This is a genomic window from Agrobacterium sp. 5Ca50 (assembly GCF_055381905.1).
The window spans coordinates 468770-492595 of the sequence record NZ_AP026439.1; the positions used below are offsets into that span (position 1 = coordinate 468770).

At 54.4% G+C, this 23826-nt stretch carries 20 protein-coding genes; 10 read left to right on the plus strand and 10 right to left on the minus strand.

What is annotated here, in order from left to right:
- Positions 1-84: 84 nt before the first annotated feature.
- The 4 genes from ACZ5FM_RS19760 to ACZ5FM_RS19775 all read right to left on the minus strand — a co-directional run bounded on the left by ACZ5FM_RS19760 (position 85) and on the right by ACZ5FM_RS19775 (position 4339).
- The gene (locus tag ACZ5FM_RS19760) at positions 85-1167 is read right to left on the minus strand and encodes an ABC transporter permease (RefSeq protein ID WP_192489653.1); all 1083 of its coding nucleotides are present in this window, start codon (positions 1165-1167) and stop codon (positions 85-87) included.
- Positions 1164-2708, minus strand: coding sequence for a sugar ABC transporter ATP-binding protein (locus ACZ5FM_RS19765; RefSeq protein WP_259148853.1), 1545 nt, complete (start codon positions 2706-2708; stop codon positions 1164-1166). The genes ACZ5FM_RS19760 and ACZ5FM_RS19765 overlap by 4 nt, the downstream gene beginning before the upstream one ends.
- Complete coding sequence (locus ACZ5FM_RS19770; protein WP_464041023.1) at positions 2705-3328, minus strand: DUF2291 family protein; 624 nt, start codon at positions 3326-3328, stop codon at positions 2705-2707. The genes ACZ5FM_RS19765 and ACZ5FM_RS19770 overlap by 4 nt, the downstream gene beginning before the upstream one ends.
- 69 nt (positions 3329-3397) lie before the next feature.
- The gene (locus tag ACZ5FM_RS19775; RefSeq protein WP_192489650.1) at positions 3398-4339 is read right to left on the minus strand and encodes a D-ribose ABC transporter substrate-binding protein; all 942 of its coding nucleotides are present in this window, start codon (positions 4337-4339) and stop codon (positions 3398-3400) included.
- A 488-nt stretch (positions 4340-4827) separates the two neighbouring features.
- Between ACZ5FM_RS19775 and ACZ5FM_RS19780 the strand changes: the two genes are divergently transcribed.
- Positions 4828-5808: a sugar phosphate isomerase/epimerase family protein gene (locus ACZ5FM_RS19780; protein ID WP_259148855.1), complete on the plus strand. Its 981-nt coding sequence runs from the start codon at positions 4828-4830 to the stop codon at positions 5806-5808.
- A 93-nt stretch (positions 5809-5901) separates the two neighbouring features.
- Here the strand turns inward: ACZ5FM_RS19780 and ACZ5FM_RS19785 are convergent, their stop codons facing one another.
- Positions 5902-6915 carry a LacI family DNA-binding transcriptional regulator gene (locus ACZ5FM_RS19785; protein ID WP_259148856.1) on the minus strand — a complete coding sequence of 338 codons (1014 nt, stop codon included), beginning with the start codon at positions 6913-6915 and terminating at the stop codon, positions 5902-5904.
- A 130-nt stretch (positions 6916-7045) separates the two neighbouring features.
- Here ACZ5FM_RS19785 and ACZ5FM_RS19790 point away from each other — a divergent pair, with 130 nt between their 5' ends.
- The 6 genes from ACZ5FM_RS19790 (at position 7046) to ACZ5FM_RS19815 (ending at position 13208) form a co-directional block, all read left to right on the plus strand.
- The gene (locus tag ACZ5FM_RS19790; RefSeq protein ID WP_464041024.1) at positions 7046-8080 is read left to right on the plus strand and encodes a Gfo/Idh/MocA family protein; all 1035 of its coding nucleotides are present in this window, start codon (positions 7046-7048) and stop codon (positions 8078-8080) included.
- Between the two features lie 12 nt (positions 8081-8092).
- On the plus strand, positions 8093-8998 hold the full coding sequence (locus ACZ5FM_RS19795) for a sugar phosphate isomerase/epimerase family protein (RefSeq protein WP_464041025.1): 906 nt from the start codon (positions 8093-8095) through the stop codon (positions 8996-8998).
- 73 nt (positions 8999-9071) lie between these two features.
- Positions 9072-10304, plus strand: coding sequence for an ABC transporter substrate-binding protein (locus ACZ5FM_RS19800; protein WP_259148859.1), 1233 nt, complete (start codon positions 9072-9074; stop codon positions 10302-10304).
- 101 nt (positions 10305-10405) lie between these two features.
- Positions 10406-11308 carry a carbohydrate ABC transporter permease gene (locus ACZ5FM_RS19805; protein ID WP_464041026.1) on the plus strand — a complete coding sequence of 301 codons (903 nt, stop codon included), beginning with the start codon at positions 10406-10408 and terminating at the stop codon, positions 11306-11308.
- A complete protein-coding gene (locus ACZ5FM_RS19810) occupies positions 11305-12132 on the plus strand; it encodes a carbohydrate ABC transporter permease (protein ID WP_464041027.1) in 828 nt (275 codons plus the stop codon). The genes ACZ5FM_RS19805 and ACZ5FM_RS19810 overlap by 4 nt, the downstream gene beginning before the upstream one ends.
- Complete coding sequence (locus ACZ5FM_RS19815) at positions 12129-13208, plus strand: ABC transporter ATP-binding protein (protein WP_464041028.1); 1080 nt, start codon at positions 12129-12131, stop codon at positions 13206-13208. The genes ACZ5FM_RS19810 and ACZ5FM_RS19815 overlap by 4 nt, the downstream gene beginning before the upstream one ends.
- Before the next feature lie 74 nt (positions 13209-13282).
- On the opposite strand, the gene ACZ5FM_RS19820 is transcribed toward ACZ5FM_RS19815, so the two are convergent.
- Together ACZ5FM_RS19820 and rhrA are read right to left on the minus strand one after the other, a co-directional pair.
- On the minus strand, positions 13283-14545 hold the full coding sequence (locus ACZ5FM_RS19820; RefSeq protein WP_464041029.1) for a RhtX/FptX family siderophore transporter: 1263 nt from the start codon (positions 14543-14545) through the stop codon (positions 13283-13285).
- Positions 14546-14740: 195 nt separating this feature from the next.
- Positions 14741-15697 (minus strand): rhizobactin biosynthesis transcriptional regulator RhrA, encoded by a 957-nt coding sequence (gene rhrA / locus ACZ5FM_RS19825; protein WP_312949523.1) that lies wholly within the window; start codon positions 15695-15697, stop codon positions 14741-14743.
- 153 nt (positions 15698-15850) lie between these two features.
- Between rhrA and rhtA the strand changes: the two genes are divergently transcribed.
- A complete protein-coding gene (rhtA, locus tag ACZ5FM_RS19830) occupies positions 15851-18073 on the plus strand; it encodes a TonB-dependent siderophore receptor RhtA (RefSeq protein WP_464041030.1) in 2223 nt (740 codons plus the stop codon).
- Between the two features lie 51 nt (positions 18074-18124).
- On the opposite strand, the gene ACZ5FM_RS19835 is transcribed toward rhtA, so the two are convergent.
- The 3 genes from ACZ5FM_RS19835 to ACZ5FM_RS19845 are packed head-to-tail and all read right to left on the minus strand — an operon-like array spanning position 18125 to position 20908.
- Complete coding sequence (locus tag ACZ5FM_RS19835) at positions 18125-19264, minus strand: mandelate racemase/muconate lactonizing enzyme family protein (RefSeq protein WP_312949518.1); 1140 nt, start codon at positions 19262-19264, stop codon at positions 18125-18127.
- An 11-nt stretch (positions 19265-19275) separates the two neighbouring features.
- Positions 19276-20196, minus strand: coding sequence for a dihydrodipicolinate synthase family protein (locus ACZ5FM_RS19840; protein ID WP_312949516.1), 921 nt, complete (start codon positions 20194-20196; stop codon positions 19276-19278).
- On the minus strand, positions 20189-20908 hold the full coding sequence (locus ACZ5FM_RS19845) for a GntR family transcriptional regulator (RefSeq protein ID WP_192489639.1): 720 nt from the start codon (positions 20906-20908) through the stop codon (positions 20189-20191). The genes ACZ5FM_RS19840 and ACZ5FM_RS19845 overlap by 8 nt, the downstream gene beginning before the upstream one ends.
- 125 nt (positions 20909-21033) lie before the next feature.
- Between ACZ5FM_RS19845 and ACZ5FM_RS19850 the strand changes: the two genes are divergently transcribed.
- Together ACZ5FM_RS19850 and ACZ5FM_RS19855 are read left to right on the plus strand one after the other, a co-directional pair.
- Positions 21034-22629 (plus strand): ABC transporter substrate-binding protein, encoded by a 1596-nt coding sequence (locus ACZ5FM_RS19850; RefSeq protein ID WP_464041031.1) that lies wholly within the window; start codon positions 21034-21036, stop codon positions 22627-22629.
- A 123-nt stretch (positions 22630-22752) separates the two neighbouring features.
- Entirely contained in the window at positions 22753-23817 is a 1065-nt protein-coding gene (locus ACZ5FM_RS19855; RefSeq protein ID WP_371815336.1) for an ABC transporter permease, read from the plus strand.
- Positions 23818-23826 lie beyond the last annotated feature (9 nt).

Consider the following 23826-nt stretch of genomic DNA (forward strand, 5'->3'; position numbering starts at 1 on the left):
TAAGCTCCTGAATCGCAACCAATCGAAATTATTCGATTCCTTTTTATCGGATACTTACAGTATCGATCTGGTAGCATCAAATCCTCAATTGGCGTTCTGCTGCAACACCACGCGTGCTTGCAGTTTCTGCTGCACCTGGTCGACAACCACGGCGGCGATGATGACCAGACCCTTGATGACGGTTTGCCAAAAGGACGAAACGCCCATCATGATAAGCCCATCCGCGAGGATGCCGATGACGAAGGCGCCAACTATGGTGCCTGCGATACGACCGCGACCACCCGACATGGATGTTCCGCCAAGGACAGCTGCCGCGATGGCATTCAGTTCGAAGGTCTCACCGGTTGCCGGGTGGCTTGCCTGCAGTTGCGAGGAGATGATGAGGCCGACAAATGCGGCACACAGGCCTGAGAACATGTACACGAACAGCTTGATACGATCGACGTTCACGCCGGACAGGGCCGCGCCGCGCTCATTGCCGCCAACGGCATAGATGTGCCTGCCAAGCGGGGTACGGCTGGCAAGATAGGCCGCGCCCAGCGCCACCACCACCATGATCCACACAGAGACCGGAAAGCTGAGAAACGTGCCGGAACCGATGATGCGGAAAGTGTCAGACCCATACTCCGGATTGCCGGAAAGGTTTGGGAATGTCCGGCCCTCGGAGAACAGAAGTGCTGCACCGCGCGCGACATAGAGCGTGCCGAGCGTGGCGATGAACGGCGCCACATTCAATTTGGTTATCAGGAACCCGTTTATTGAGCCGATAAAGACACCCACGACTAGCACGATAAGGCAGATTTCGATCGTATTAAACTGCAGGCTGTACCCAATGCCGAGGAAGCCGAGATCAATGCCGTAAAGCACCAGATATCCGGCGACCATGGCGCAGAGGCCGACAATTGAGCCGACTGACAGGTCAATGCCACCAGCGATGATAACAAAGGTCATTCCGATAGCAAGCAATGCATTCAGCGCAACGTGCTTGGAAATGATCACCATATTGCCCATGCTCAGGAAGTTGGGAGCGGCGATGGCAAAGAAGGTAAACACCAGAATGAGAGCCACGAATGTTCGCATGTGCAAAAGTAGCAGCAATGCAGAGGTTCTGGACGTTGACACTCCAGTGACGGTTTTGACGTTGCCCGAGGTGTCGATGCTGCTCATAGTGTTTCAACCTTTTTAAGATTGGGAGTTGCCGCCGAAACGACATCCGCTGCGTTGGCGCCAGCTGGAAATTGTCCAGTCAGCCGGCCATTCGCCATGACGAGAATGCGATCGGAAAGGGCCAGAACCTCCTCCAGATCGGATGTGACAAAAAGGATGCCCAAGCCATCACCGGCCAGGCGCCGCATGGTGCGGAAAATTTCCGCCTTGGCGCCGATGTCGATGCCGCGAGAAGGCTCATCCATCAGAAGGATTTTCGGTTTCGTCATCAGCGCCTTGCCGATAACGACCTTTTGCTGGTTGCCGCCGGACAGGCTGGAAACTGGATGTTCCATGCTGGCGATCTTGATCGCCATGCGCTTGACGAATTCGGCAGCCTTGGCGGCCTCTGCCTTGAGGCTCAGGTGAAACCCGCGCGTGAAGTCGTAAAGAGACGACATCGTCAGGTTTTCCCGGATTGTCATGATCTGCACGAGTCCGTCGCGTTTGCGATCCTCAGGGATCAGAGCAAGACCGCGACGGATGCGCCCGGAGACACTTTGTTCCTTGAGTGGTTTACCCGAAATGAACATCTGGCCGGACGAATTCGGATGCTGTGCCATGATGCACTCAAGCAGTTCCGAACGGCCGGCGCCCATCAGGCCGTAAAGCCCGACGATTTCACCTTCTCTGACCGTCAGCGACATGTGATCAACGGCATAACCGCCAGCCGGGCTCGGCAGGCAGATGTTTTCAACACGAAACACTTCGTCGCCCAGCTCGTGCTCAACGGTTTTGGGAAACTCTTTAGATGCGCTGCCGATCATGTTGGCAACGATCCAGGGGATGTCCACGCCCTTCATCGAGCGCGATCCGGTGATAACGCCATCACGCAGGACGGTTATATAGTCGCCTATGCGAATAAGCTCTTCCAACCGGTGGGAGATGTAAACAATTCCAACGCCTTGTTTTTTTAGGTCGTTGATGACCCTGAACAGCACCTCGACTTCGGCCGCAGAAAGGGCCGATGTTGGCTCATCGAGAATGAGAATGCGGGCATTTTCCGCCAGTGCCTTGGCAATTTCAACGATCTGCTGCTGACCGATCCGCAGGTTACCGAGCGGCGTGTCGGGATCGATATTCTGTTCCAGCCGCTTCATCAGCGCTCTGGCGGCACTGGTCTGTGCAGCCCTGTCGATATGAATGCCAGCCCTGGTCTTTTCGTGACCAACGAAGATGTTTTCCGCGACCGTCAGGTTGGGGAACAGGTTGAGTTCTTGAAAAACAATGCCGACGCCATGTTTGGCGGCATCCGTTTTGTCGGTAAAAACAACCGACTTACCATCCAGTTCGATGGAGCCGCCATTCAGTTGTTCAACGCCCGCTATGATTTTCATAAGCGTTGATTTTCCGGCGCCGTTTTCGCCGACGAGAACGTTGACCGCACCCAATCGCAGGTCAAAGTCGACGTTCTTGAGTGCCTGGGTTCCGGGATAGATTTTTGAGCCATTGCGGATGGACAGGCCGATCGGATGCGGTTCGACTGCTGCAACCGCACTCATTGTGCCACCTCGATGGAGACTGGCATGATCAGTGGCTGTTCGGTTGCCGAGCGAATGACCACAGCGCCGAGGAAATTGATCTTTTTACCCTTCAGCGGCGTGTCAGCAGTGGGCAGTTTGGAAACGGCCTTGTCGTTGAGGGCGCGGCCAAGTCGGGCATATTCGATCTGGTCACGGAATGTGGAGAAATCATAAAGTGCAGTCGTATCGCGCAAGGCCGACCCCTTGACGACCGGTCCCAGTTGCAGGGTCGCGTCGGCCTTTCCATCACCATCAATGTCGATATCTGCGACGGCTGCTTTGGATGCGCGGTTTTCGTTGATAACGTTTGCTGTTCCCTTGGCCGCGAAGTTCCAGCCGCCGCCAGCGCCGCCAACTCTTACGCCATGGCTCTCCCCAGCCTTGTCGAGACCGGACTTGATGGCGTCGCGAAGTTGCGTGAGATCCACGGCCTTCTGTGACAGCTCTGGTACCAGCTTGGCATCAAATGTCGTTTCGACCAGTTCTGCAATCGGGTCTGCCGCGGCGCCTGTCGCGTCGTCTTTGTTGGTCTTGACCAGTTTGCAGCCTGAAACGGACACGGCAAGCAGGCTCACCGCAACAAGGGTTGTGATTTTCATGGCGATCCGAACTTTTAAAAGCGGGCAAACATCCGGGGTGCTCAGGCGCCCCGGATGGCGGGGCAGGTTTTACTGCGTCAGCGCGAATGTCTCGAGCTTTTCGGCATTGTCAGCGTTGATGAGAATGCAATCCATCAACTGCTTTTCTTCAAGGCCTGTGGAGCCGGTCTTGATGAACTTGTCAGCCTGTTCAACAGCCAGCTGTGCTTGCTGGTAAGCGGGCTGAAGAACGGTTGCCTTGATGCCACCCTTCTTGATGGAGTCACGAACGTCGTTCGAACCATCGAAACCAACGACGATAACGTCCTTGCGGCCAGCGGCTTCAAGTGCTGCATAAGCGCCCATGGCCATGGTGTCGTTGCCGGAGATCACGCCCTTGATGTCAGGATGCGCCTGCAGGATCGATTCCATAACAGTGTAAGCTTCGGTCTGCGACCAGTTTGCCGTCTGTTTGGCAACCAGCTTCATGTCCGAATATTGGTCGATCACGTCGTGATATCCCTGCGAACGAATGCCGGCATTGGTGTCGGATTCCTTGCCGAGAAGTTCGGCATAATTACCCTTTTCACCCATCAGCTTGACGAACTCTTCCGCGCCAAGCTGTGCACCCTGATAGTTGTTGGAAACGATCTGCGATACGGCAACGCCGGCTGTGGTGATCTCGCGGTCAATCAGGAAAGAAGGTATGCCCTTGTCCTTGGCCTTCTGGACTGCCGCAACCGAGGCGTCTGCACCGGCATTGTCGAGAATGATGGCTTTTACGCCAGCTGCGATAGCGCTGTCGAACAGTTCGTTCTGCTTGTTGGCGTCATCATTGTGGACCAGAACCATAGTGGCATAACCCAGTTCTTTCGCCTTGGCTGCAGCGCCATCCGCTTCAGCCTTGAAGAATGGGTTGTCATGGCTTGGTGTAATGATTGCGATAGTATCGGCGGCTAAAGCCACGCCAGACATCGCACCGGCAATGCCGAGCGCGACGACGGACATCAAAAGACGTTTCGTCAGTTTCATGGAGACCTCCCGTTGTCAAAACCACCCTCCAGCGGTTTTTCGAGGTTTAAACTATCGATTACTTTCGTTTGATGTCAATATATTTTTGAGATTTGCGGTTTTTCGCAAAATTGATGACCCAACATGCACTGATAGGATGTAAGGCGGCGCACTCTCTTTCGTTATGGTTTGGTGGGGCAATAATTCACTTGAACGCTTTGGTGTTTCATGCGATTTGTTCAATCAAATGAAATAAATCGAAAGCATTCAAAAGCCGTTTAGTGCTTTGATGTGGTTGCCACCTCTGGGAGGAGTGGATTGTGCCGGTTCGTTTGCAAACAGATACGTGTATCGCTGTCAGGGGTCGGTCGGACTTCAATCGCCCGCTGTGCGATGTCGGTTTCGTTTCATTTCGATCTGCTTTGACACTGTCTCGTCATCACATCTGATTTTACGTTGCCGTCTGCAGAAGGCGCGCGCCCAAATATTCACATACATGGAGGAAACCTATGACAACACAACGTTTTGGCGCCGGTATCTGGCACTTCGCCACCTATCTCGATCGTTATGCCACGGATGGATATGGTGCACCGCGCAGTGTTATCGAGGCGATTGACCTGGCAGGTCAGGTTGCTGATCTGTCGGTTGTCGATATCAACTATCCATTCTTCGGCGGTGACTTTTCCAATGCGCAGGTTAAAGAGGCGCTGGATCGTAACAAGTTGGGCGTCATCGGTATTACGCCAGAGATCTATACCCGTGAATTCGTCAAAGGCTCATTCACCAACCCGGATGCCGGTGTTCGCAGACGAACCCATGAACTGGTGACAGAAGCCTGTGATCAGGTTCGTTATTTCGGTGCTGATTATGTCAAGCTTTGGCCGGGTCAGGATGGCTGGGACTATCCGTTCCAGGTTGATTACGGCACATTGTGGAAGCACTCGCTTGATGGGGTCGGCCAGCTTGCCAGCGAAAACCCCGATCTGAAATTCGTGATCGAATACAAACCGCGGGAACCACGCGTGCGCATGAGCTTTGGTTCTGTGGCACGTACACTGCTCGGTATCGAGAAAATCGGCCTGCCGAATGTTGGCATTCTTCTCGATTTTGGCCACGCCATCATGGGCGGTGAGTCTGCTGCCGACAGTGCACAGCTTGCAATCGATTATGGTCGTCTGTTCGGTATGGACGTCAACGACAACTATCGTTCATGGGATGACGATCTGGTTGCTGGCAGCCTTCATCCAATTGAACTGTTTGAGTTTTTCTACGTTCTCCGCAAGAACAAGTGGGAAGGCGTCTGGCAGCTGGATCAGTTCCCGTTCCGCGAAGACAGTGTTGCAACGGCCAACCACGCCATTGATTTCCTCAAGGCCGCCGACAAAGGGCTTGCCGCGCTTGATGTTGATGCATTGAGAGAGGCGCAGAGCCGTCATGACGCGATTGGTGCCTTGAAAATCGCCCAGAAAGCATTGTTCGGCGCCATGTAATGGCGTGCAAGTAACGGTTCGATTTCGCTTTCTGCATATCAAAGCCCGGCCGTAAGGTCGGGCTTTTTACATTTATATCTTTTAACCAACAGTCTAGCCGCTTTCCCCCTCGATCAGGGCCATTGGCCAGACGCGGCGGTAGGTGGCCGGATAGATATCCTTGTAGGCAGGCATAACAGACAGCAGACCCTCGGCAAGGCTGACGCCGAGGTCGTGTAGCGAAAGGCTGAAGCCCGTTAATGCCGGAGACAGAAACTGGGTGTGCGGACTGTGGCGGCCGATGATGGCGATATCTTTCCCCGGTTTGATGCCTGCTTCTTCCAGGCCTTTGTATAGACCCGTCACCAGCGTTTCGTTGACAAGAGTAATGGCGGTCGGGCGGGTCGGCCGGGCAGCTATCTCCTGCGCCACCGCATAACCGCCAGCCTCATTGGGGCGGGCGCGAAAGATGTATTCATCGCGCAGCGTCAGATTATGGCGAGCCAGAACTTCCCGGCATCGTTCGATGAAAATGTAACCCAGATTGAGATCGCCATGCGGCCAGACGACACCGATGTCCGTGTGTCCAGCATTGATGAGACGCTCCATGGCGGTTTCGGCCATGCCTTCAAAATCCAGATCGATCCACGGTTGACCAACGTCGGTCAGGCTGCGACCGAGTGAGATGAACGGGATGTTTTGCCGGTCGAGCAGTTCGAAACGGGCGTCGTTTCGCCGGGTTGCCGAAAGAATGATGGCATCAGCAAAACCGCGTGCCACGGTGCGTTGTAGGTAGGCGTCGGGATCTTCGGATGAGGAGCAGAGCAGCGCGACAAGATCGAGATTGTGACGAGCCAGCACCGTCTGCACGCCGTCAAAGACGCTCATGAAAAACGTGTCGCCCTGGCCAGTGATTTCCGGCCCAGTTTGCATCATGAAACCGATGACGCCGGTCGAACCCTTGCGCAGAGAGCGGCCCGACTGGTTGGCAACATAACCCAGTTTTTCTGCGGCCTCGAGAACACGTTGGCGTGTCCGAGGATTTACATCCGTCTTGCCGTTCAGCGCACGCGATACGGTGCCGATCGATATGTCGAGATGTTCGGCCAGTTGGCGAATGCCCTTCATGCTGTAATCCGTCTTTCATCACCGCTTCAGCAAACAGTATTGACAAAAAATCAGACATGTCCATAGTTACCGTAAACGTTTACGGTTTTTGCTGGAGGGCGAGAATCCAAACGTCACAGGGAGGATAATCTTGACATACAACGTTGTATTGTGTGGCTGCGGAGCTATGGCCAAGGGCTGGCTTCGTGCGGTTCAATCCACACCAGACTTACGGGATGCGCTGTCGCTGGTCGGTCTTGTTGACCTTGACCTGAATGTCGCTCGGGCGCTTGCCGACGAGTTCAATTTGGGGCCGGTCACCATAGGGACAGACCTGCGTGAGGTTCTGGAAAAGACCAGAGCCGATATCGTGTTTGATGTCGTCATTCCCGCCGCGCGCCATTCGGTTGTCCGCACTGCCCTGGCGTATGGTTGCCACGTGTTGAGCGAAAAGCCGATGTCGAGCTCAATGAGTGAGGCGGCCGATCTTATTGAAGCTGCGAAGGCTGCCGGCAAGATCCATTCCGTGGTGCAGAACCGCCGTTTTATATCGGGTGTGCGGCGTATGCGTCGCTTTGTTGAGAGTGGTGTGATCGGCGACATCACCGCCATTCATTGTGACTTTTTCATCGGTCCGCATTTCGGCGGATTCCGTGAAAAAATGGACAATGTGCTGCTTTTGGACATGGCGATCCATACCTTCGATGCTGCCCGTTATGTTTCGGGCAAACTGCCACTTTCTGTCTATTGCCTGGAAACAAATCCCCGGGGCTCGTGGTACGCCCATGGTGCTTCCGCCAATGCGGTGTTCCAGCTTTCGGATGATGTGGTCTTTACCTATCGCGGGTCCTGGTGTGCTGAGGGCGAACGGACAAGCTGGGAAAGCATCTGGCGTCTTGTTGGTACGAAGGGAATGCTGACCTGGGACGGCGAGGAGAACTTCAAGGCCTCTGTCGCTGGTGGGCAGGATGGCGTGTTGCGTGGTTTTACCTCCATTGAGGTGCCGCCACCTGCCAATGAAGAAGAAACCCGTGGGCATGCCAGTGTCATCGCTGATTTTCTGTCGGCCATCCGGACAGGTCGTACCCCTGAAACGGCTGGGCAGGACAACATCAAGAGCTTGGCCATGGTGTTTGGGGCAATCGAAAGCGCCAGGTCTGGCCGATCCATCGATCTTGCAGCATAGGAAAAATCAGCAATGAGCGAGCAGAACAGAAATTCCATCCGCGTTGGTACAATGGTCAGTGCCACAAAGGGTCAGGCCGCACAGCGTATTTCGCAAATCGCGGATATGGGTTTTGAGAGTTTTGAGCCGTTTTTCTGGCAGACGACCAATGGCCAAGATATTGCCGAGCTTGGAAAACGTTGCGTCGATGCCATCGGCGACAGGGATATCACCATGTCAACGATCGGCATGTTTGGTAATCCGCTCGAGGAAACCGAATTGGATTTGCAAACCCTGCAAGGTTGGAAAGACTGCATCGATAACGCCCATTATTTTGGTGCGACCTGCGTCGCTGGTTTTACCGGCCGCATCAGAAACAAGCCATTGCCAGAAAGCCTACCGCGTTACCGGGAAGTATGGAGCGAACTTGCCAAACGTGCCGCTGACAAGGGCATCAAAATTGCCTTTGAAAATTGTGCCATGGATGGCAACTGGGCAACCGGTGACTGGAATATCGCCCACAATCCAGACGCCTGGGAGCTGATTTTCAACGAAACGCCTGACGATAATATCGGTCTGGAGTGGGAGCCCTGCCACCAGATGGTTTATCTGATCGATCCGTTGCCGCAGATCCGCAAATGGGCGCACAAGATTTTCCATGTTCATGGAAAGGATGCCACCATTCGCTGGGATGTCATTCGTGAGCACGGAATTTTTGGAAAACACCCGTTCGTTTTTATGCGCACACCCGGGTTTGGCGACAGCAACTGGACCGATATTATCTCTCAACTGCGTCTCGCTGGCTGGTCCGGTTCCATCGACATTGAGGGCTGGCATGACCCTGTCTACCGCGATGCGCTTGAGATGACCGGTCAGGTCCATGCACTTAACCATTTGAAACAGGCGCGAGGAGGCGATTTCGTCGTCGATCCGACCTGACAGGAGTGGCCGGTTGCCTGAGGAGGCGGGCAATCGGCAAGGTGACGTGAAGATAACCCGAAGGAGGAGAACTATGGGTATCCGAAAGCATTCGATTGCCATTGCACTGGCCATGACATGTACTTCGCTTGTTGGTTTCGCCGCGAAAGCTGACGACGTAACGCTGACCCTGTGGTCTCTGGATCGCGATATTCAGCCCGCACCCAATCTGATCAAGGAATTCAACGCACAGAATAATGGCATCAAGATCGAATATCGCCAGATCCAGTTTGACGATGTCGTGAGTGAAGCCATGCGTGCCTATTCGACCGGAAAGGCGCCCGACATCATCGCCATCGACAACCCCAACCACGCGATGTTTGCGTCGCGCGGGGCCTTTCTTGATTTGACAGACATGATCAAGGGATCGACAGAGATCAAGCCGGAGAACTATTTCCCTGGCCCCCTGAAGTCGGTCACTTGGGACGACAAATATTATGGTGTGCCGAAGGCAACCAACACAATTGCGCTTTACTACAACAAGGACCTGTTCAAGGCGGCAGGGCTTGATCCGGAAAAGGCACCCCAAACATGGGATGAACTGGTGGAAACGGCTCGCAAGCTGAATGATCCGTCGAAGAATGTGTATGGCATTACGTTTTCTGCAAAGGCCAACGAAGAAGGAACCTTCCAGTTTCTGCCATGGGCACAGATGGGGGGATCATCCTACAAGGCCATCAACGGCGAGGGTGCCGTGCGTGCTCTGACCATCTGGAAACAGTTGCTGGATGAAAAGCTGACGTCGCCCGATACGCTGACGCGCAGTCAGTGGGATTCGACGGCGACGTTTAATGCCGGCAACGCCGCCATGGCGATATCAGGCCCTTGGGAAATCGATCGCATGCTGAGCGATGCCAAGTTTGAATGGGGCACGGCCTTGTTGCCAGTTCCGCAGGAAGGCGCTGAACGCTCTTCGGCTATGGGTGACTATAACTGGGCGATCTTTTCAAAAAGCCAGCATCCGGAAGAGGCTTTCAAAGCGCTGGAGTTCTTCGCGTCGAAGGATGCCACCATGTACAAGGATTTCGGCCAGCTGCCCGCCCGCGCTGATCTGCCGGTCCCACCCACCGGCAATGCGGTCAAGGACGCTGCCTTGGCGACATTCGTCGAACAGCTGAAATATGCCCAGCCGCGTGGCCCGTCGCCTGAGTGGCCCAAGATTTCCAAGGCCATTCAGGATGCCATTCAGGCCGCGTTGACCGGGCAAATGGAGCCTAAGGCGGCGCTTGATCAGGCCGCCGAGAAGATCAAGTCGATCGAAGGCTGACGGGCCTTTGGTATGACGTGACCGAACATCTCGTTTCCTCCCCGACGTCACTACCCGGCACTGCGGTGCCGGGTAGTCTGAAACGATCACAAGAGGTTCTGATGAGACGAATACTCTCCAGTATAAGCGACGGTCGCGGTTTCGACCTGATGCTGGTTGGCGTGCCCTTCGCATTCCTGTTTGCGCTGGCTGGCCTGCCGCTGATCTACAATATCCTGATGAGCTTTCAGGAGGTGGACATGTTCAGCCTCGGCAGCTTCATCAGGCCATTTGTAGGCTTCGACAATTATGTTGCCTTGTTTAAACAGCCGGAAACCTTGCCGATCCTGACCAATACGCTGATCTTCGTGGTTGGCTCGATCGCGGGGCAATTCATGATTGGCTTTGGTCTGGCGCTGTTTTTCTGGACGAGTTTTCCCGGCTCCACATGGCTGCGCGGATTGTTCCTTGTGTCATGGGTCATGCCAGGATTGGTCGTTGGTGCGATCTGGAACTGGATATTGTCTGGTGATTTCGGCGTGTTGAATTTTTTCCTGCGGGAAAGTGGTTTGATCAGCGACAATATCTTCTGGCGCTCCGATCCCGATTTCTCTCTCTGGGCCGTCGTTATCGCCAATATCTGGCTTGGCACGTCCTTCAATATGATCCTGCTTTCGGTTGGCCTCTCCGCCATCCCCAGTGATCTCTATGAGGCGGCCGAGATGGACGGCGCCAATGCTTGGCATCGTTTCTGGACAATCACCTTGCCGATGATGCGTTCGACGATCGGGGCGATTATTTCGCTGGGTCTGATTTTTACCCTGCAGCAATTTGATCTTTTTGCGGCCATCACCGACGGAGGCCCCAACAACTCCTCCAACGTCGCCCAATATTGGGCCTGGGATCTGTCGTTCCGCCAATATGATTTTGGCAGAGGTGCAACGATCTCGGTGATCATGACGGTGTTTGTAATGTTTGCGGCGGCAGTTTATGTGCGCTCGACACGGCATGAGGTGCGCGGATGAGCGAAACATCTCGTCATCGTTTGATGCTGGCCATCGCTGTCGTCATGGCGGCCATCTATCTGTTTCCGCTCTACTGGATGTACATAACAGCAATCAAGGCCGGATCGGAAATGTTTGCGAACCCGCCAAGTTTCTGGCCTTCGACTGCACAGTGGGGCACGTTTGCCTATGTGTGGGAAAGCCGCAATATGGGGCGGTACTTGTGGAACTCGACCTTGATTGCGTTCGGGTCTGTTGCGCTGATCACCGTGCTTGGAACCGGCTGTGCCTATGTACTGGCGCGTTACAGAAACGTCTGGATTGATGCCGGTCTTTTCCTGATCCTGATGTTGCAGGTTCTGCCGGCCTCGTTGATGGTTACACCGATCTTCGTCGGCTTCACGCAAATCGGCCTGCTCGATTATCCACGTTTTGCCGTCATTCTAGCGATTGCGGCCAAAAGCATGCCGTTTTTTGTCGTGCTTGTTCGTGCAACCTTCATGGCTGTGCCGTTGGAGCTGGAAGAGGCGGCACTTGTGGATGGCAACTCCCGTTGTGGTGCCTTTTTCCACATCGTTTTACCGCTTGCCCGCAACGGCATTCTGGTGAGTGCAATCCTTATCTTCATGCAGGCCTTTGGCGAATTCGTTTATTCCAAATCGATGATCCAGGATGTCACTTTGCAGCCGGCAAGTGTTGGTCTCAATTCCTTCATGGGGCCGAACACCAGCGAATGGAACAACATCATGGCCTACGCCACAATGTATGTAACGCCGATCCTTGCGATCTTCGTGCTGTTGCAGCGACGTATCGTCTCCGGCCTGACCTCAGGAGCTCTGAAATGACCCAGCAAATCGAACTGTCGGGCGTGAACAAATATTACGGCGCCTACCATGCGCTAAAGAACATCGATCTTTCTATCCGCAAGGGTGCGTTTGTAGCACTGGTCGGTCCGTCCGGCTGTGGAAAGTCAACTCTGCTGCGTTCGCTCGCCGGGCTTGAGACAATCTCTGCCGGAGATCTGGTGATCGCGGGTGAGCGGATGAATGACGTTCCGCCCAGAAAACGTGACCTTGCCATGGTGTTTCAGTCCTATGCGCTTTATCCGCATATGACAGTGGAGCAAAATCTTACCTACAGCCTGAAAATCAAGGGCGTGAAAAAGGCAGAAGCAAAGAAGGCCGCCGAAGAGGTCGCAGCCATCACCGGACTTTCTGATCTGCTTCATCGGTACCCGAGGGAGTTGTCAGGCGGCCAACGTCAACGTGTGGCAATGAGCCGTGCGATTATTCGTAACCCCAAAGCCTTCCTGTTTGATGAACCTCTGTCCAACCTCGATGCCGCTTTGCGTGTCCACATGCGCAAGGAAATCCGAGCGCTGCACGACAGGTTGGGCGCAACATCGGTCTATGTGACGCATGATCAGGTCGAGGCGATGACCATGGCAGATCATGTCGTGGTGATGCGCAGCGGCGTGATTGAGCAACAGGGCAGGCCGCTTGAGCTCTATGACCGACCGGCCAACCGCTTTGTTGCCGGTTTTATCGGTTCACCCGCAATGAACTTCATTCCTGCGCGGTCATCGGCGGATGGAAAATCGCTCAGCCTCAATCTCGGTGGTGAACAGGTCATTGAACTCGGGAAGGTCTTGCCAGCCAACACGGAATTGCTGGTTGGGGTTCGGCCGGAACATCTGGTGCTGGCAGCGCCCGATGCGCCAGGGTTTGACATTCCGGTCGCCGCCGTCGAGTCGACTGGTGCAATGACCTATGTAACGTCCGCCACATCACCGGAAATCGTCGTTGTTTTGAACGGCAGGTCTCCGCTCACGTCGGATACGTCCATCCACCTGACTTTCGACCGAAACAACATTCATGTGTTCGATGCAAAAACCGAAAAACGGATCGAACCTGGCGTTTAAACCACGCTTGAGTGTTAGAAAAAAGCGCCTGATATCAGGCGCTTTTTGTGGTCATCCTGTATGATGTTGTGGTCTCAGGCTTTTGCTGCAGCTGTTATCTTGGATGTCTTCCCAATCCTGTTCAGGAACCAGACCGACAGGCCCATGCCGAGCAGCGAAATGACGGTCGCCGTCGAGAACAGTGTTGCATAACCCAGGTGATCGGCGAGGTATCCGGCGATTGACGCGCCGAGCATGTAAATTATCAGTTCTGCGCAGGTCAGGATGGTAAAGTCAGTGCCTGGCTGATCCTTGGAGGCTGCCTTCATGAAGAAGGAGTAGATTGCCACCAGCTCCATGTAGCGGATCAGGGTCTGGAATGCAGACGCCGACATGGCAATGGCAATGCCCGGCCAAACTCCAAAGGCGTTGAGTGCAAAAGCAAGGAAACACAAGCTTCGCAAGCCGCCGAGCAAAACAAGGGTGGCTGTCAGTCCTGCCTTGCGAATGATCAGGGCAGCAATAACCACACCGAACAGACCAGCTGTCGCCGCCGCGCTGCCGGACAGATATCCGATCCAATCGGTGGGCACCTTGCTATCGACGAGATAGGCGCCTTCCATGCCACGGACCAGACCTTCGCTTGCCCTGTAGGTCAGCGCAAAACCGAGGATCAACCACGCCTGTGGGTGACGGAAAAAGCCCAGGAGGCTGGGGCGCTTCGCGCCACTTGAAGCCGCCGGTTGTTCTTGCTCCATGAAACGGGCCGCAATAAGAGGCAGCAAAGAGAGGGCAGCAACCAGCAGGATCATGGTTTTCCAACCGGCAAGATGGAACACGACCAGGGCTGCGGTGCCGCCGATCAAAACGCCCAGTGCCACAGCGCCTGCCTGCACTGCATTGCCGAGCGAGCGGGTTTTGTCGGTCAGAAACCGGACGGCATATCCGTCGGTTGCAATATCCTGCACGGACGAAGCAAGTGTAATGAACAGGCAGATGGCAAACAACGTTCCTGCCTGACTAGGATCTGTGAAAGACATTGCGGCTATGCCTGTACTCACCAGCAACTGGGTTGGAATGATCCAGCCACGTCGGTGGCCAAGTCGTGGCATGGGTGACCAGCGATCCACCAGCGGTGCGACAGCAAATTTCAGGATCATCGGCAACATCAGCAATGAAAACAGGCCGATTGCCGTTCTTGAGGCACCACTTTCGCGCATGATCGGCGGAAGTGCCACCAGCAGCAGATAAGTCGGTATGCCTTGTGCCAGATATAATCCGCCAAGAACGCCCATCAGGCGCTGGTCGAGCGAGCCGCTATCTGTTTTGTCATGATATGTTTCTGTGGTGTGGGCCATGCGTGAACCAGTGCAATTAGCGGGTATGTTCAATGGGACAGGGTGCAGTTCCCGGGCGAACTCAGGTGAACCTGCGCCTGACGGGAAACAGTTGGCTTCGATGCTTAGTCCTCAGTGCACGAAATGCTTGGAGGCAAACGAACCTTGATAAGACAATTGCGAACCGGGTCAGAAATTCGACTGCGTCAGCAGATCTCAGGTCTCTTGCGTGTTGGCGCCAGCCATGCGGCGCAGTTCGGAGGGTTTCACGCCGTACCGGCTTCTGAAACTGCGATTGAAATAGGACAGGTCGTTGAAGCCTGAGGCATAAACAATCTTGCTGATCGGAGTGGTCGCCGTTTCTGCCAGTATCATGTTCTTGGCCAGCATCAGCCGGCGTTCAAGCACATAGCGGGAATAGGTCGTTCCCATACGGCTGAACAATTTCTGGATTGCGCGCGGCGTGATGCGTTCGGCCTTGGCGACATCGACAATCGAGAAGGAGCCATCGGAAATATTGGCTTCGATCAGGGCCTTGATCGTTTCGATGCGGTTTTGCGGAACCTCTTCCGGTCCAGCCTGATTGACGTGACTGATCAGGACCGGCAGCAGATCGTAAAAATGCGCGACCATCATGCTGGCATGATGTTTATCGTGATATTCCTGCCGGAGCAGGTATCCGGCATAATGGGTAATCAGTTGCAGCGGCAGGCAATCTTCTGAAAATGGCTTCAGCATCACGTGGTTCAGTGAGCTGCCAAACCTTGCAATCGAGGTATGGGGCAGGTGGGCGCAATCAAACCGCCCGCCTTCTGGCAGAATGATCTCTGACACGCTGTCAGCGGGCAGGAAGATGACATCACGACCGCCCAGTTCAAAATGCTGTTTCTTGTGGTTGACGATGAGGGGACCATCGGTTGCCCTGATGATCACCACATCCGGCGTGCCGACGCCGTGGGCCGTTAGCCGCAAGGGACTTCTCGGAAAATAAAGCGTTGCCAGCGACAGGTCGACATATTTCCAGAACAGTCCGGTAATGCCTGCCAGATCGCCATTCTCGATGCGAATTGTCGCCTCTCCGAGCATATCGAGCAGAATGGTGCGGCAGACCAGCCGACTTTCACCATCGGGAAGAGAAAGTGCGCCAACCTTCAAGGGGCGGATCATTTCCATCACATCAACCTTCTTTCTCTGTGAATGTTCGCATTGATCCAAAAGCGGTTCGCTCCCATCCAAGCACCCCCCACTATTACCGCATAAAACATGATTAAAATAGTATTGTATTTCGTCATTCTATGACGGCATGGCGTGCACTCAGGGGGCAGTATGAGAAGGAACTTTTATTTTGGTGTCAGCGGCTTAGCGCTTGCCATCGCATCGAATACCGGCGTTCACGCGCAGGATGTAAATCAGTCTGAGAATGCAACCGTGCTTGCCCCGCTTGTCATTACAGGTAGCCGTATACCACAGCAGATTTCCCAGACAGCCCGAACGATCCATGTCGTGGAAGCCTCCGAAATTGAAGCTGAAGCGCGCTCCGGCAAGACTATTCAGCAGATTCTCGGCGAGAAAATTCCCGGCTTTGATCCGGCCAGTGAAGGGGCGCGTACATCCTATGGTCAGAACCTGCGCGGGCGTACGGCGCTCGTTCTGATCGATGGCGTTTCCTTGAACTCGGCGCGCGCGCTCAGCCGTCAGTTTGATGCCATTGACCCGTTTAATATTGAACGGATCGAAGTTCTCTCGGGCGCCTCGGCGATTTACGGTGGCAACGCGACCGGCGGTGTTATCAACATCATCACCAAAAAAGGTCGGGATGCGCCGGAAGGCACACATGCCGAGGTAACGGCGGGCGTTGGCAGTGGTTTTGCCGGCAGCCGCGATTTTGATCGTAATGCTGCCGGTGCAGCAACCTATAACGGTGAAAATTGGGATGCGAGGTTCTCGGTATCCGGCAATAAATCCGGCGCCTTCTACGATGGTAGCGGGACCATGCTTGTTCCCGATATCACGCAGACATCAACCGCATTTAACGAGCGTGTCGATGTGATGGGATCGGTCGGGTTGCAGTTCGATGATAATCGCCGGTTGGAATTGTCGGGTCAGTTTTTCGACAGTACGCAGGATTCACCGTACGGCCTTTATTTGGGGCCGTTGTTTGGTGGTTTGCGGAACCCCAACCTTCTGGAAACACGCGATGGTTATGAATCGGATTTCAATCCGATAACTCGCCGTACCATGTTTAACACCACCTACACGGATGATGATATGCTGGGGCAGCAATTGCTGGTGCAAGGCAGCTTCAGAAGCGAAAAGCTGCAATTCAACCCGTTCCCGGCAACCACGCCAACCTTCTATTTTGGCGGTAGCTCGCAGAATACCGACTATTACAGCATCAAGGCAGCGATGATTGCCGAGCCAACTGATGGCTTAAAGATTACCTACGGTATTGATGCTGATAGGGATTCCTTCAATGCTCACCAGAACATTTTCAACATTGTTACAGCCATGAACACCGGTGGTATGGACTTTGATACGATTGGTGTGACCGGCCTCTATCCCGATATCGACGTTTCAACTGTGGCGGGTTTTGTTCAGGCGTCCTATGAGGCAACTGACAAGCTGACGGTCAATGGCGGCGTGCGCTACCAATACGTCAAAACAGAAGTTTCCGACTTCGTGGGAGCTGCCCAACAGGTTGGCATTATCAATGGAAGTGCAACTTCGGCAGACACTATCCCTGGCGGCGAGATCAGCTATGATGCTGCACTCTTTAACCTCGGCGCCAGCTACGCGCTGACAAATACCCAGCAGGTCTACGCCAACTTCTCGCAAGGCTTTGAGCTTCCTGATCCTGCGAAATATTACGGTATCGGAAGTTACACGCTTGTTGGCGGCCGTTACGAACTGCTTAACAGTGTAAATGTTGCGGATTCTGCCCTTCAGGCGATCAAGACCAATTCGTTTGAAGTCGGTTATCGTTTCAATGATGACACCTACAGCTTCGAGACCGCCGCCTATTATTCGCTGTCTGATCGCTCAATCGCATTGAATAGAAATACTTTGGCCATCTCTGTTCTTAATCAGGATCGCCGCGTTTACGGCCTTGAGGCCAGCGGCAGTGTCAAACTCGACCATGGTTTCGATGTTGGCGCATCGGGCCAGTGGGTAAAAACCGAAGTGAAGACCGCCAATGGTTGGGAAAAAGAATCCGTTGGCACGGCCAGTGTTTCCAAGCTCGGTGGTTATGTTGGCTGGACGAACGACAATCTGAATCTGAAATTTGCGGGCCAGCACGTGTTCAGTCTGGAAGATGCGAGCAACAAGGAGATCGACGGTTACACCCTGTTTGATTTGACTGGCGCCTATCGTTTCGACGAACAGAGCACCACGTTGAGGTTCGGTGTGCTGAACCTGTTCGATAAGGAGTACAACACGGTCTGGGGTTCTCGTGCGAAGGCGCTTTATGGCGCGCTCGCGAATGAGGCAGTCTTTGATTACAAGGGCAGAGGCCGCACCTTTGCCGTCTCGGTCACCAAGGTTTTCTGAAAAAAAACGACGCGGGAGGCCGACATCGGCCCCCCGCATCTTTTAACGTTTTTATGGATATGCGGTTGCGCCGTCCGGTTTGCGGGTAATCTTGCGCTCCCAGTGAATGTAATCTTCTTTCACCAGTACCTTTTCATCAATTTCTATACCCCAGCCCGGGCGGTCAGGGCGTAGCTCCATGTGGCCGTCGACCGGCATGTAGGGATCCAGTGCCCAAGGTGCATGGACATGCGGTTTGAACTCGAGGATCTTGAAATTGGGCTGGGCTGCGCAGAAGTGAACATTGACGGCCGTTGCTAGCGGTCCCATCGGGTTATGCGGAGCCACTGTCACATAATGCGCCTCGGCAATCGCCGCGATGCGCCGCATTTCACTAACGCCACCGACCACGCAGATATCAGGTTGAATGATATCTGCGCCCCGTGCCGACAACAAAGAGAGAAACTCGTACCGTGAGTAAAGAGATTCCCCGGTTGCCAAGGGCACGGTGACCTTTGATTTCAGTTCGGTCCATGCTGGTATGTGCTCCGGGCGGATCGGCTCTTCATAAAACAGCGGATCGTAAGGTGCGATTGCTGCTGCCAGTTGTACCGCCTGATAGGGCTCAAAAATCTTGGCATGAGCATCGAAGGCAAATTCGAAATGCGAGGGTGTGATGTCTCTGATCTTGCCGAACCAGTCACCTGTTTCCTTCACCAGTTCACCCCAGCGGCCGGTATGCAAATCGCGGCGGAAGGGGCTGAGCTTAAAGGCAGTGTAACCATAATCCTCTTGCAGCTTCATGGTCTGGTCACGGGCATGTTCTGCATCCGGCGCGGTGTAGACGCCGCAATAGACCCGCACGCGATCACGCACATTACCGCCCAGCAGCATATAAACCGGTAGGCCAGCAGCCTTGCCCGCTATGTCCCACAATGCGTGATCAATGGCTGAAATAGCGGCGAGGCCTAGCGCGCCAGGTGGAAAGCGGCATTGCTGGTTAAGCTTCAGGACCAGATATTCCACCCGGCGAGGATCCTCGCCTTCAATCTGGTGAAACAAATAGTCCAGCAGTGGCGGCAGGGCCCAGTCGGGTCCATGATTGTAGCATTCGCCCCAGCCGGAAATGCCTTCGCTGGTTTCTATTTTCAGAAGCAGGCGCGGGCGATCATCGACGCGCTGCATATATGTTTTTATGCCGGTAATATGCACGTTAATACTCCTCAGGCAGCCTGCTGCTCGTTGCTGACCCGGTCAACAACGTTGCGCAGCAAGGCGCGTTCGCTTTCGTTGAGCGAAACCACGCCGGGAAGACGGACCGGACCAACATCATTGCCGAGCATGCCGAGCGCTTCTTTGACGACCGTGACATTGGCGCCGTTGTTGTATTTGGTGCGAAGCGCCTCGAAACCTGCAATGCCGTCGATCAACTGGCGTGCTGTAGCATAATCACCCGCTTCCAAAGCCGTGTGGATGGCATGCGAACGTTGCGGGAAAACGTTGACGAGACCTGATGTGAAACCGCGCGCGCCAAGCGCGTAAAAGGCGGGAGCCCAACCCTCGGCAAGGCCGCAAACCCAAATGGCCGGTGCATCCTGAGTTGAGCGGATGATGTCTGCCAGCAGCATGAGGTTTGACGAGGCAAACTTGATGCCTGCAATGTTGGAATGCAGTGCCAGCTCACGGAAATCTGCCACCGAAAAACCGTCACTGCGCACATAAGCGATGACCGGCACAGTAGACGAATCTGCCAGCTCGAGGAAATACCGCGCCTGATAGGAGGGGCCTGCAAACGGGTCCATCGGGTGATGGCCCATGATCGCATCTGCACCTTCAGCAATTGCGTCTTTCGCAAGTGCTTTGGCATCGGCCAGCGAACGGCCAACAGCCGCACTGACCAGTGCCTTGCCATCTGCTGCACGGATCGTTGTGCGGTGGACGAGGCGAATTTCGTCCATGGTCAGCGTGAAGAACTCACCGGTATTGCCTGCAGCCATCAGGTTGTGCACGCGGGCTGCCGCCAGCCCCTTGATCAGCGTGTCGAGCTTCTCGACATGAACGCTGCCGTTAGCGTGGTAGGGGGTAACCGGCACTCCAGAAATGCCAGTCAGTGCCTTTCTTACGATTTCGAGCTTCTCACTCACCCTTGATGTCCTCCCTTTTTCCAAAAACGATTGCGAGATATGTCTCGCCAGAGCGCACCACATGGTCGCGCATCTGCTTTTCTGCTCGTTCCGCATCCCCTGCTATGATGGCATCGGCAATGGCTGCGTGCTCACGCAACGCCTTTTCGCGCTCTGCGGTATCCGAGTGAATGATGCGGCGAATGCTGGCGTCATAAAACTGCTGACGCTCAATCAGCTTTGCCAAATATTGACAGCGAGATGCCTGATGGATCTGGTCATGGAATGTTTCGTTGAGCGCAATAAGCTCATCAACATCGCCACTTGATGTGGCGACTTCCATAAGGCCGACAGTGGCCCTTAACGCTGTAGTCGCCTCTTTTGACATGCGCCGGGCTGCGAGATGGCCAATCATCGATTCGAGAGCCGCGCGTGCAAGGATCATTTCCTCTGCCCAGCCCATGTTGAAGCGGATGATAACGCCGCGTCGTGGCAATGCCTGAACAAGCCCCTCTGCTTCCAGCTGCCGCAACGCCTCCTTGATGGGGGTGGTGCTGACGCCAAACTGCTCTGCCAGTTGCCGTTCGTTGACTTTTTCGTCAGGGGCGAAACGACCGGCAATGATCGCGCCCCGCAGGATGCGGTGCACATGATCACGGACGGTAATCTGGAGTTGTGGGTCCAGTTTCTCAATGCGCCCCTGTGTCGATGAAAGATCCGGTAGATCAGCCATTGATGCAAAATCCTGTTGACGTGTTATCGAACTTGTGAGATCTGATATACCAGATTTCAGATCGATGTCGATATGAAAATTGTAGTTTTCAGAGGTTGAGGAGCCTCGTTGTGGAGGAGAAGAGCATGTTAAGACGCCATTTCCTGACGCTTGCCGGTGCTGTTGCCATGTCAGCAGCATTGCCTTTTGCCGCGTCAGCGGCGACGCCCAAAGATCAACTTGTCATCGCGACCAACATGTCGTCGATGCGTGGTCTGGATCCGCATGAATTGAACCAGCTTGAAGCGGCTGAAGTTGTCGCCAACCTCTATGAGCGGCTGATTGTTTTGCCGGCCGACAAGATTAACGAGCCTCAGCCGGGCCTTGCTGAAAGCTGGACTGTTTCCGATGACGGCAAAACTTTTACGTTCAAAATTCGCTCTGGCGTGAAGTTCCATTCCGGCAATCCACTTACCGCTAAAGATGTAGAATGGTCGCTTCGCCGTTTGGTGAAGTTGGGGCTGGCGCCGTCGACAGATTTACGCCAATGGGGTTTTTCAGCTGACAATGTTGATAGCCTGATCAGGGCAACTGACGATCAGACTGTAGAGATCAAGACCGCAGATGTGTGGAACGCAGATTTGCTGTTGTTGTCTTTGGCAAGCTTTTCCACCTCTATCCTGGACAGCGCATTCCTTGCCGACAAGGAAAAGGATGGCGACATGGGGCGTGCCTATTTGCAGACGGCGGATGCGGGTTCCGGCCCTTACTCCTTGCGCTCATGGCGTTCCAACGAAACGCTGATTGCCGAGGCGTTCCCCGATTATTGGCAGGGTGCTCCTGCAATGCGCCGCGTGCTTTTGCGTCACCTGCCGGAATCGTCTGCGCAACGTTTGCAAATCGATGCGGGCGACATGGATGTTGCGACACGTCTTTCCTCGACAGATCTGGCAGCCCTTGAGGCAGGCGGCAATGTCGAAATCCAGAAAACGCCGGGTTTTGGATTCTATTATGTGGCGCTGAACCAGAAGGACGAAATTCTTTCAAATCCTAAGGTTCGCGAGGCATTCCGCTACCTCATCGATTATGACGGGCTGTCTTCCACAGTGATGAAATATTACGGCATCAAGCAGCAGAGCATCATTCCTGCTGGTCTTCCGGGGGCAATCACCGAAAATCCATACAAACTGGATATTGAAAAAGCCAAGCAATTGCTTGCCGAAGCAGGGTATCCGAACGGTTTCTCAAAGACCTATTATGCCACCCCTGTAACCCCGGAATATGAGGTGGCACAGTCACTTCAGGCCAATGCTGCAAAGGCTGGTATCAAGCTGGATTTGCAGGGTGGTGACCACATTGGCAAGTTCCGGGACCGGGCTTTTGAGATATTCTCTGCCCGCTCAGGAGAACGTCTGCCGGATCCGCACGCTGTTCTTGCCTCCTATGCTACCAATGCCAACAACGCCGATGAAGCAAAGCTGACCGGTCTTCTTGCCTGGCGTTCTGCCTGGGATGTTCCGAAGGATATTCAGGATATGGTGTTGGCCGCAGCACATGAAACCGACAAGGCAAAGCGTGCCGATCTCTATGGCAAGATCAATAAGGCCTATCTGGAATCCTCGCCTGCTTTAGTCACGTCATTCCAGAGAACGGATGCCAAGGCAGTCCGCAAGGACGTGAAAGGTTATGTCGGTCATTCCACCTGGCTGACCCGCTGGGATACCGTGACAAAGGGTGAATAACTCTTTTCGGGAGAGCCAGTCTGATCGGATCAGGCTGGCTCTCTGTACCTCTTTTAAGTGACGATAGTCTCACTGGCACCATCGGTGCTGTGTGCGGATTATGCTCCAGCAAGGATTTCCGAATTGAACTCCTCCCAGGCAACCGCCACAAGGGTATCGGGCAGCAGTAAAAAGCTGCTGTCCTCAATCCGAAAAATCGCCACATCATTTGCGGTGATCCTGACAACCCTGTTTGGGCTTTTGGTGATAACCTTCGTTATCGGGCGTCTTGTCCCTGCCGATCCGGTTATCGCGGCCATCGGCGACCAGGCCGATCAGGCCACATATGAGCGCGTTTACAAGGAAATGGGGCTGGATCGTCCTCTTTACGAGCAGTTCGGGACCTATCTGGTAAATGTGGTGCAACTGGACTTTGGCCAATCTCACATTACGAAAAATACGGTTTCAAGCGACCTGGCCCGTGTCTTCCCGGCAACGATTGAACTGGCGACGCTCGCCACCATCATTGGTGCAGGACTTGGCGTCCCACTCGGCGTGGTTTCTGCAGTGCGCAAGGGAACATGGGTCGACCACCTAGGGCGCGTTGTCGGACTTATGGGGTATTCGACGCCCATTTTCTGGCTCGGTACCATCGTAATTTTGGTGTTTTACGCGAAATTTGGCCTCATCCCCGGCGGTGGGCGCATCGATATCTACAATGAAGGGCTTGTCGAAGGGCCGACCGGTTCTTTGCTGCTGGACTCCGTACTGGCTGGCGAGTGGGAAGTGTTTCTGAGCGCGCTGCACCATGTTATCGCGCCCGCTCTTATCCTTGGTTACGCAGCGATGGCGTATCTTAGCCGTATGAGCCGCAGCTTCATGCTGGAGCAGTTGCGCCAGGAGTACATTCTCACCGCCCGCGCCAAGGGGCTGGGACAACGCGCTGTTGTCTGGCGGCATGCATTTCGCAACATCCGCGTCCAGTTGTTGACGGTAGTGGCTTTGGCTTATTGCGGACTGCTTGATGGCACCGTGCTGATCGAAACGGTTTTCGCATGGCCGGGTCTTGGTCAATATCTGACATCGGCACTGTTTTTTGCGGACATGAATGCAGTGCTTGGCAGTGTGCTGCTGATTGGCCTCATTTCCATCGCGATCAATCTCCTGTCGGATATTGTCTATCGCTTCATCGATCCACGGACGCGGTGATTTATCATG

Coding starts and splice junctions, on each gene's coding strand:
- ACZ5FM_RS19760 (WP_192489653.1), bottom strand. CDS start 1,167: ATGAGCAGCATCGACACCTCGGGCAACGTCAAAACCGTCACTGGAGTG.
- ACZ5FM_RS19765 (WP_259148853.1), bottom strand. CDS start 2,708: ATGAGTGCGGTTGCAGCAGTCGAACCGCATCCGATCGGCCTGTCCATC.
- ACZ5FM_RS19770 (WP_464041023.1), bottom strand. CDS start 3,328: ATGAAAATCACAACCCTTGTTGCGGTGAGCCTGCTTGCCGTGTCCGTT.
- ACZ5FM_RS19775 (WP_192489650.1), bottom strand. CDS start 4,339: ATGAAACTGACGAAACGTCTTTTGATGTCCGTCGTCGCGCTCGGCATT.
- ACZ5FM_RS19780 (WP_259148855.1), top strand. CDS start 4,828: ATGACAACACAACGTTTTGGCGCCGGTATCTGGCACTTCGCCACCTAT.
- ACZ5FM_RS19785 (WP_259148856.1), bottom strand. CDS start 6,915: ATGAAGGGCATTCGCCAACTGGCCGAACATCTCGACATATCGATCGGC.
- ACZ5FM_RS19795 (WP_464041025.1), top strand. CDS start 8,093: ATGAGCGAGCAGAACAGAAATTCCATCCGCGTTGGTACAATGGTCAGT.
- ACZ5FM_RS19800 (WP_259148859.1), top strand. CDS start 9,072: ATGGGTATCCGAAAGCATTCGATTGCCATTGCACTGGCCATGACATGT.
- ACZ5FM_RS19805 (WP_464041026.1), top strand. CDS start 10,406: ATGAGACGAATACTCTCCAGTATAAGCGACGGTCGCGGTTTCGACCTG.
- ACZ5FM_RS19810 (WP_464041027.1), top strand. CDS start 11,305: ATGAGCGAAACATCTCGTCATCGTTTGATGCTGGCCATCGCTGTCGTC.
- ACZ5FM_RS19815 (WP_464041028.1), top strand. CDS start 12,129: ATGACCCAGCAAATCGAACTGTCGGGCGTGAACAAATATTACGGCGCC.
- ACZ5FM_RS19820 (WP_464041029.1), bottom strand. CDS start 14,545: ATGGCCCACACCACAGAAACATATCATGACAAAACAGATAGCGGCTCG.
- rhrA (WP_312949523.1), bottom strand. CDS start 15,697: ATGGAAATGATCCGCCCCTTGAAGGTTGGCGCACTTTCTCTTCCCGAT.
- rhtA (WP_464041030.1), top strand. CDS start 15,851: ATGAGAAGGAACTTTTATTTTGGTGTCAGCGGCTTAGCGCTTGCCATC.
- ACZ5FM_RS19845 (WP_192489639.1), bottom strand. CDS start 20,908: ATGGCTGATCTACCGGATCTTTCATCGACACAGGGGCGCATTGAGAAA.
- ACZ5FM_RS19850 (WP_464041031.1), top strand. CDS start 21,034: ATGTTAAGACGCCATTTCCTGACGCTTGCCGGTGCTGTTGCCATGTCA.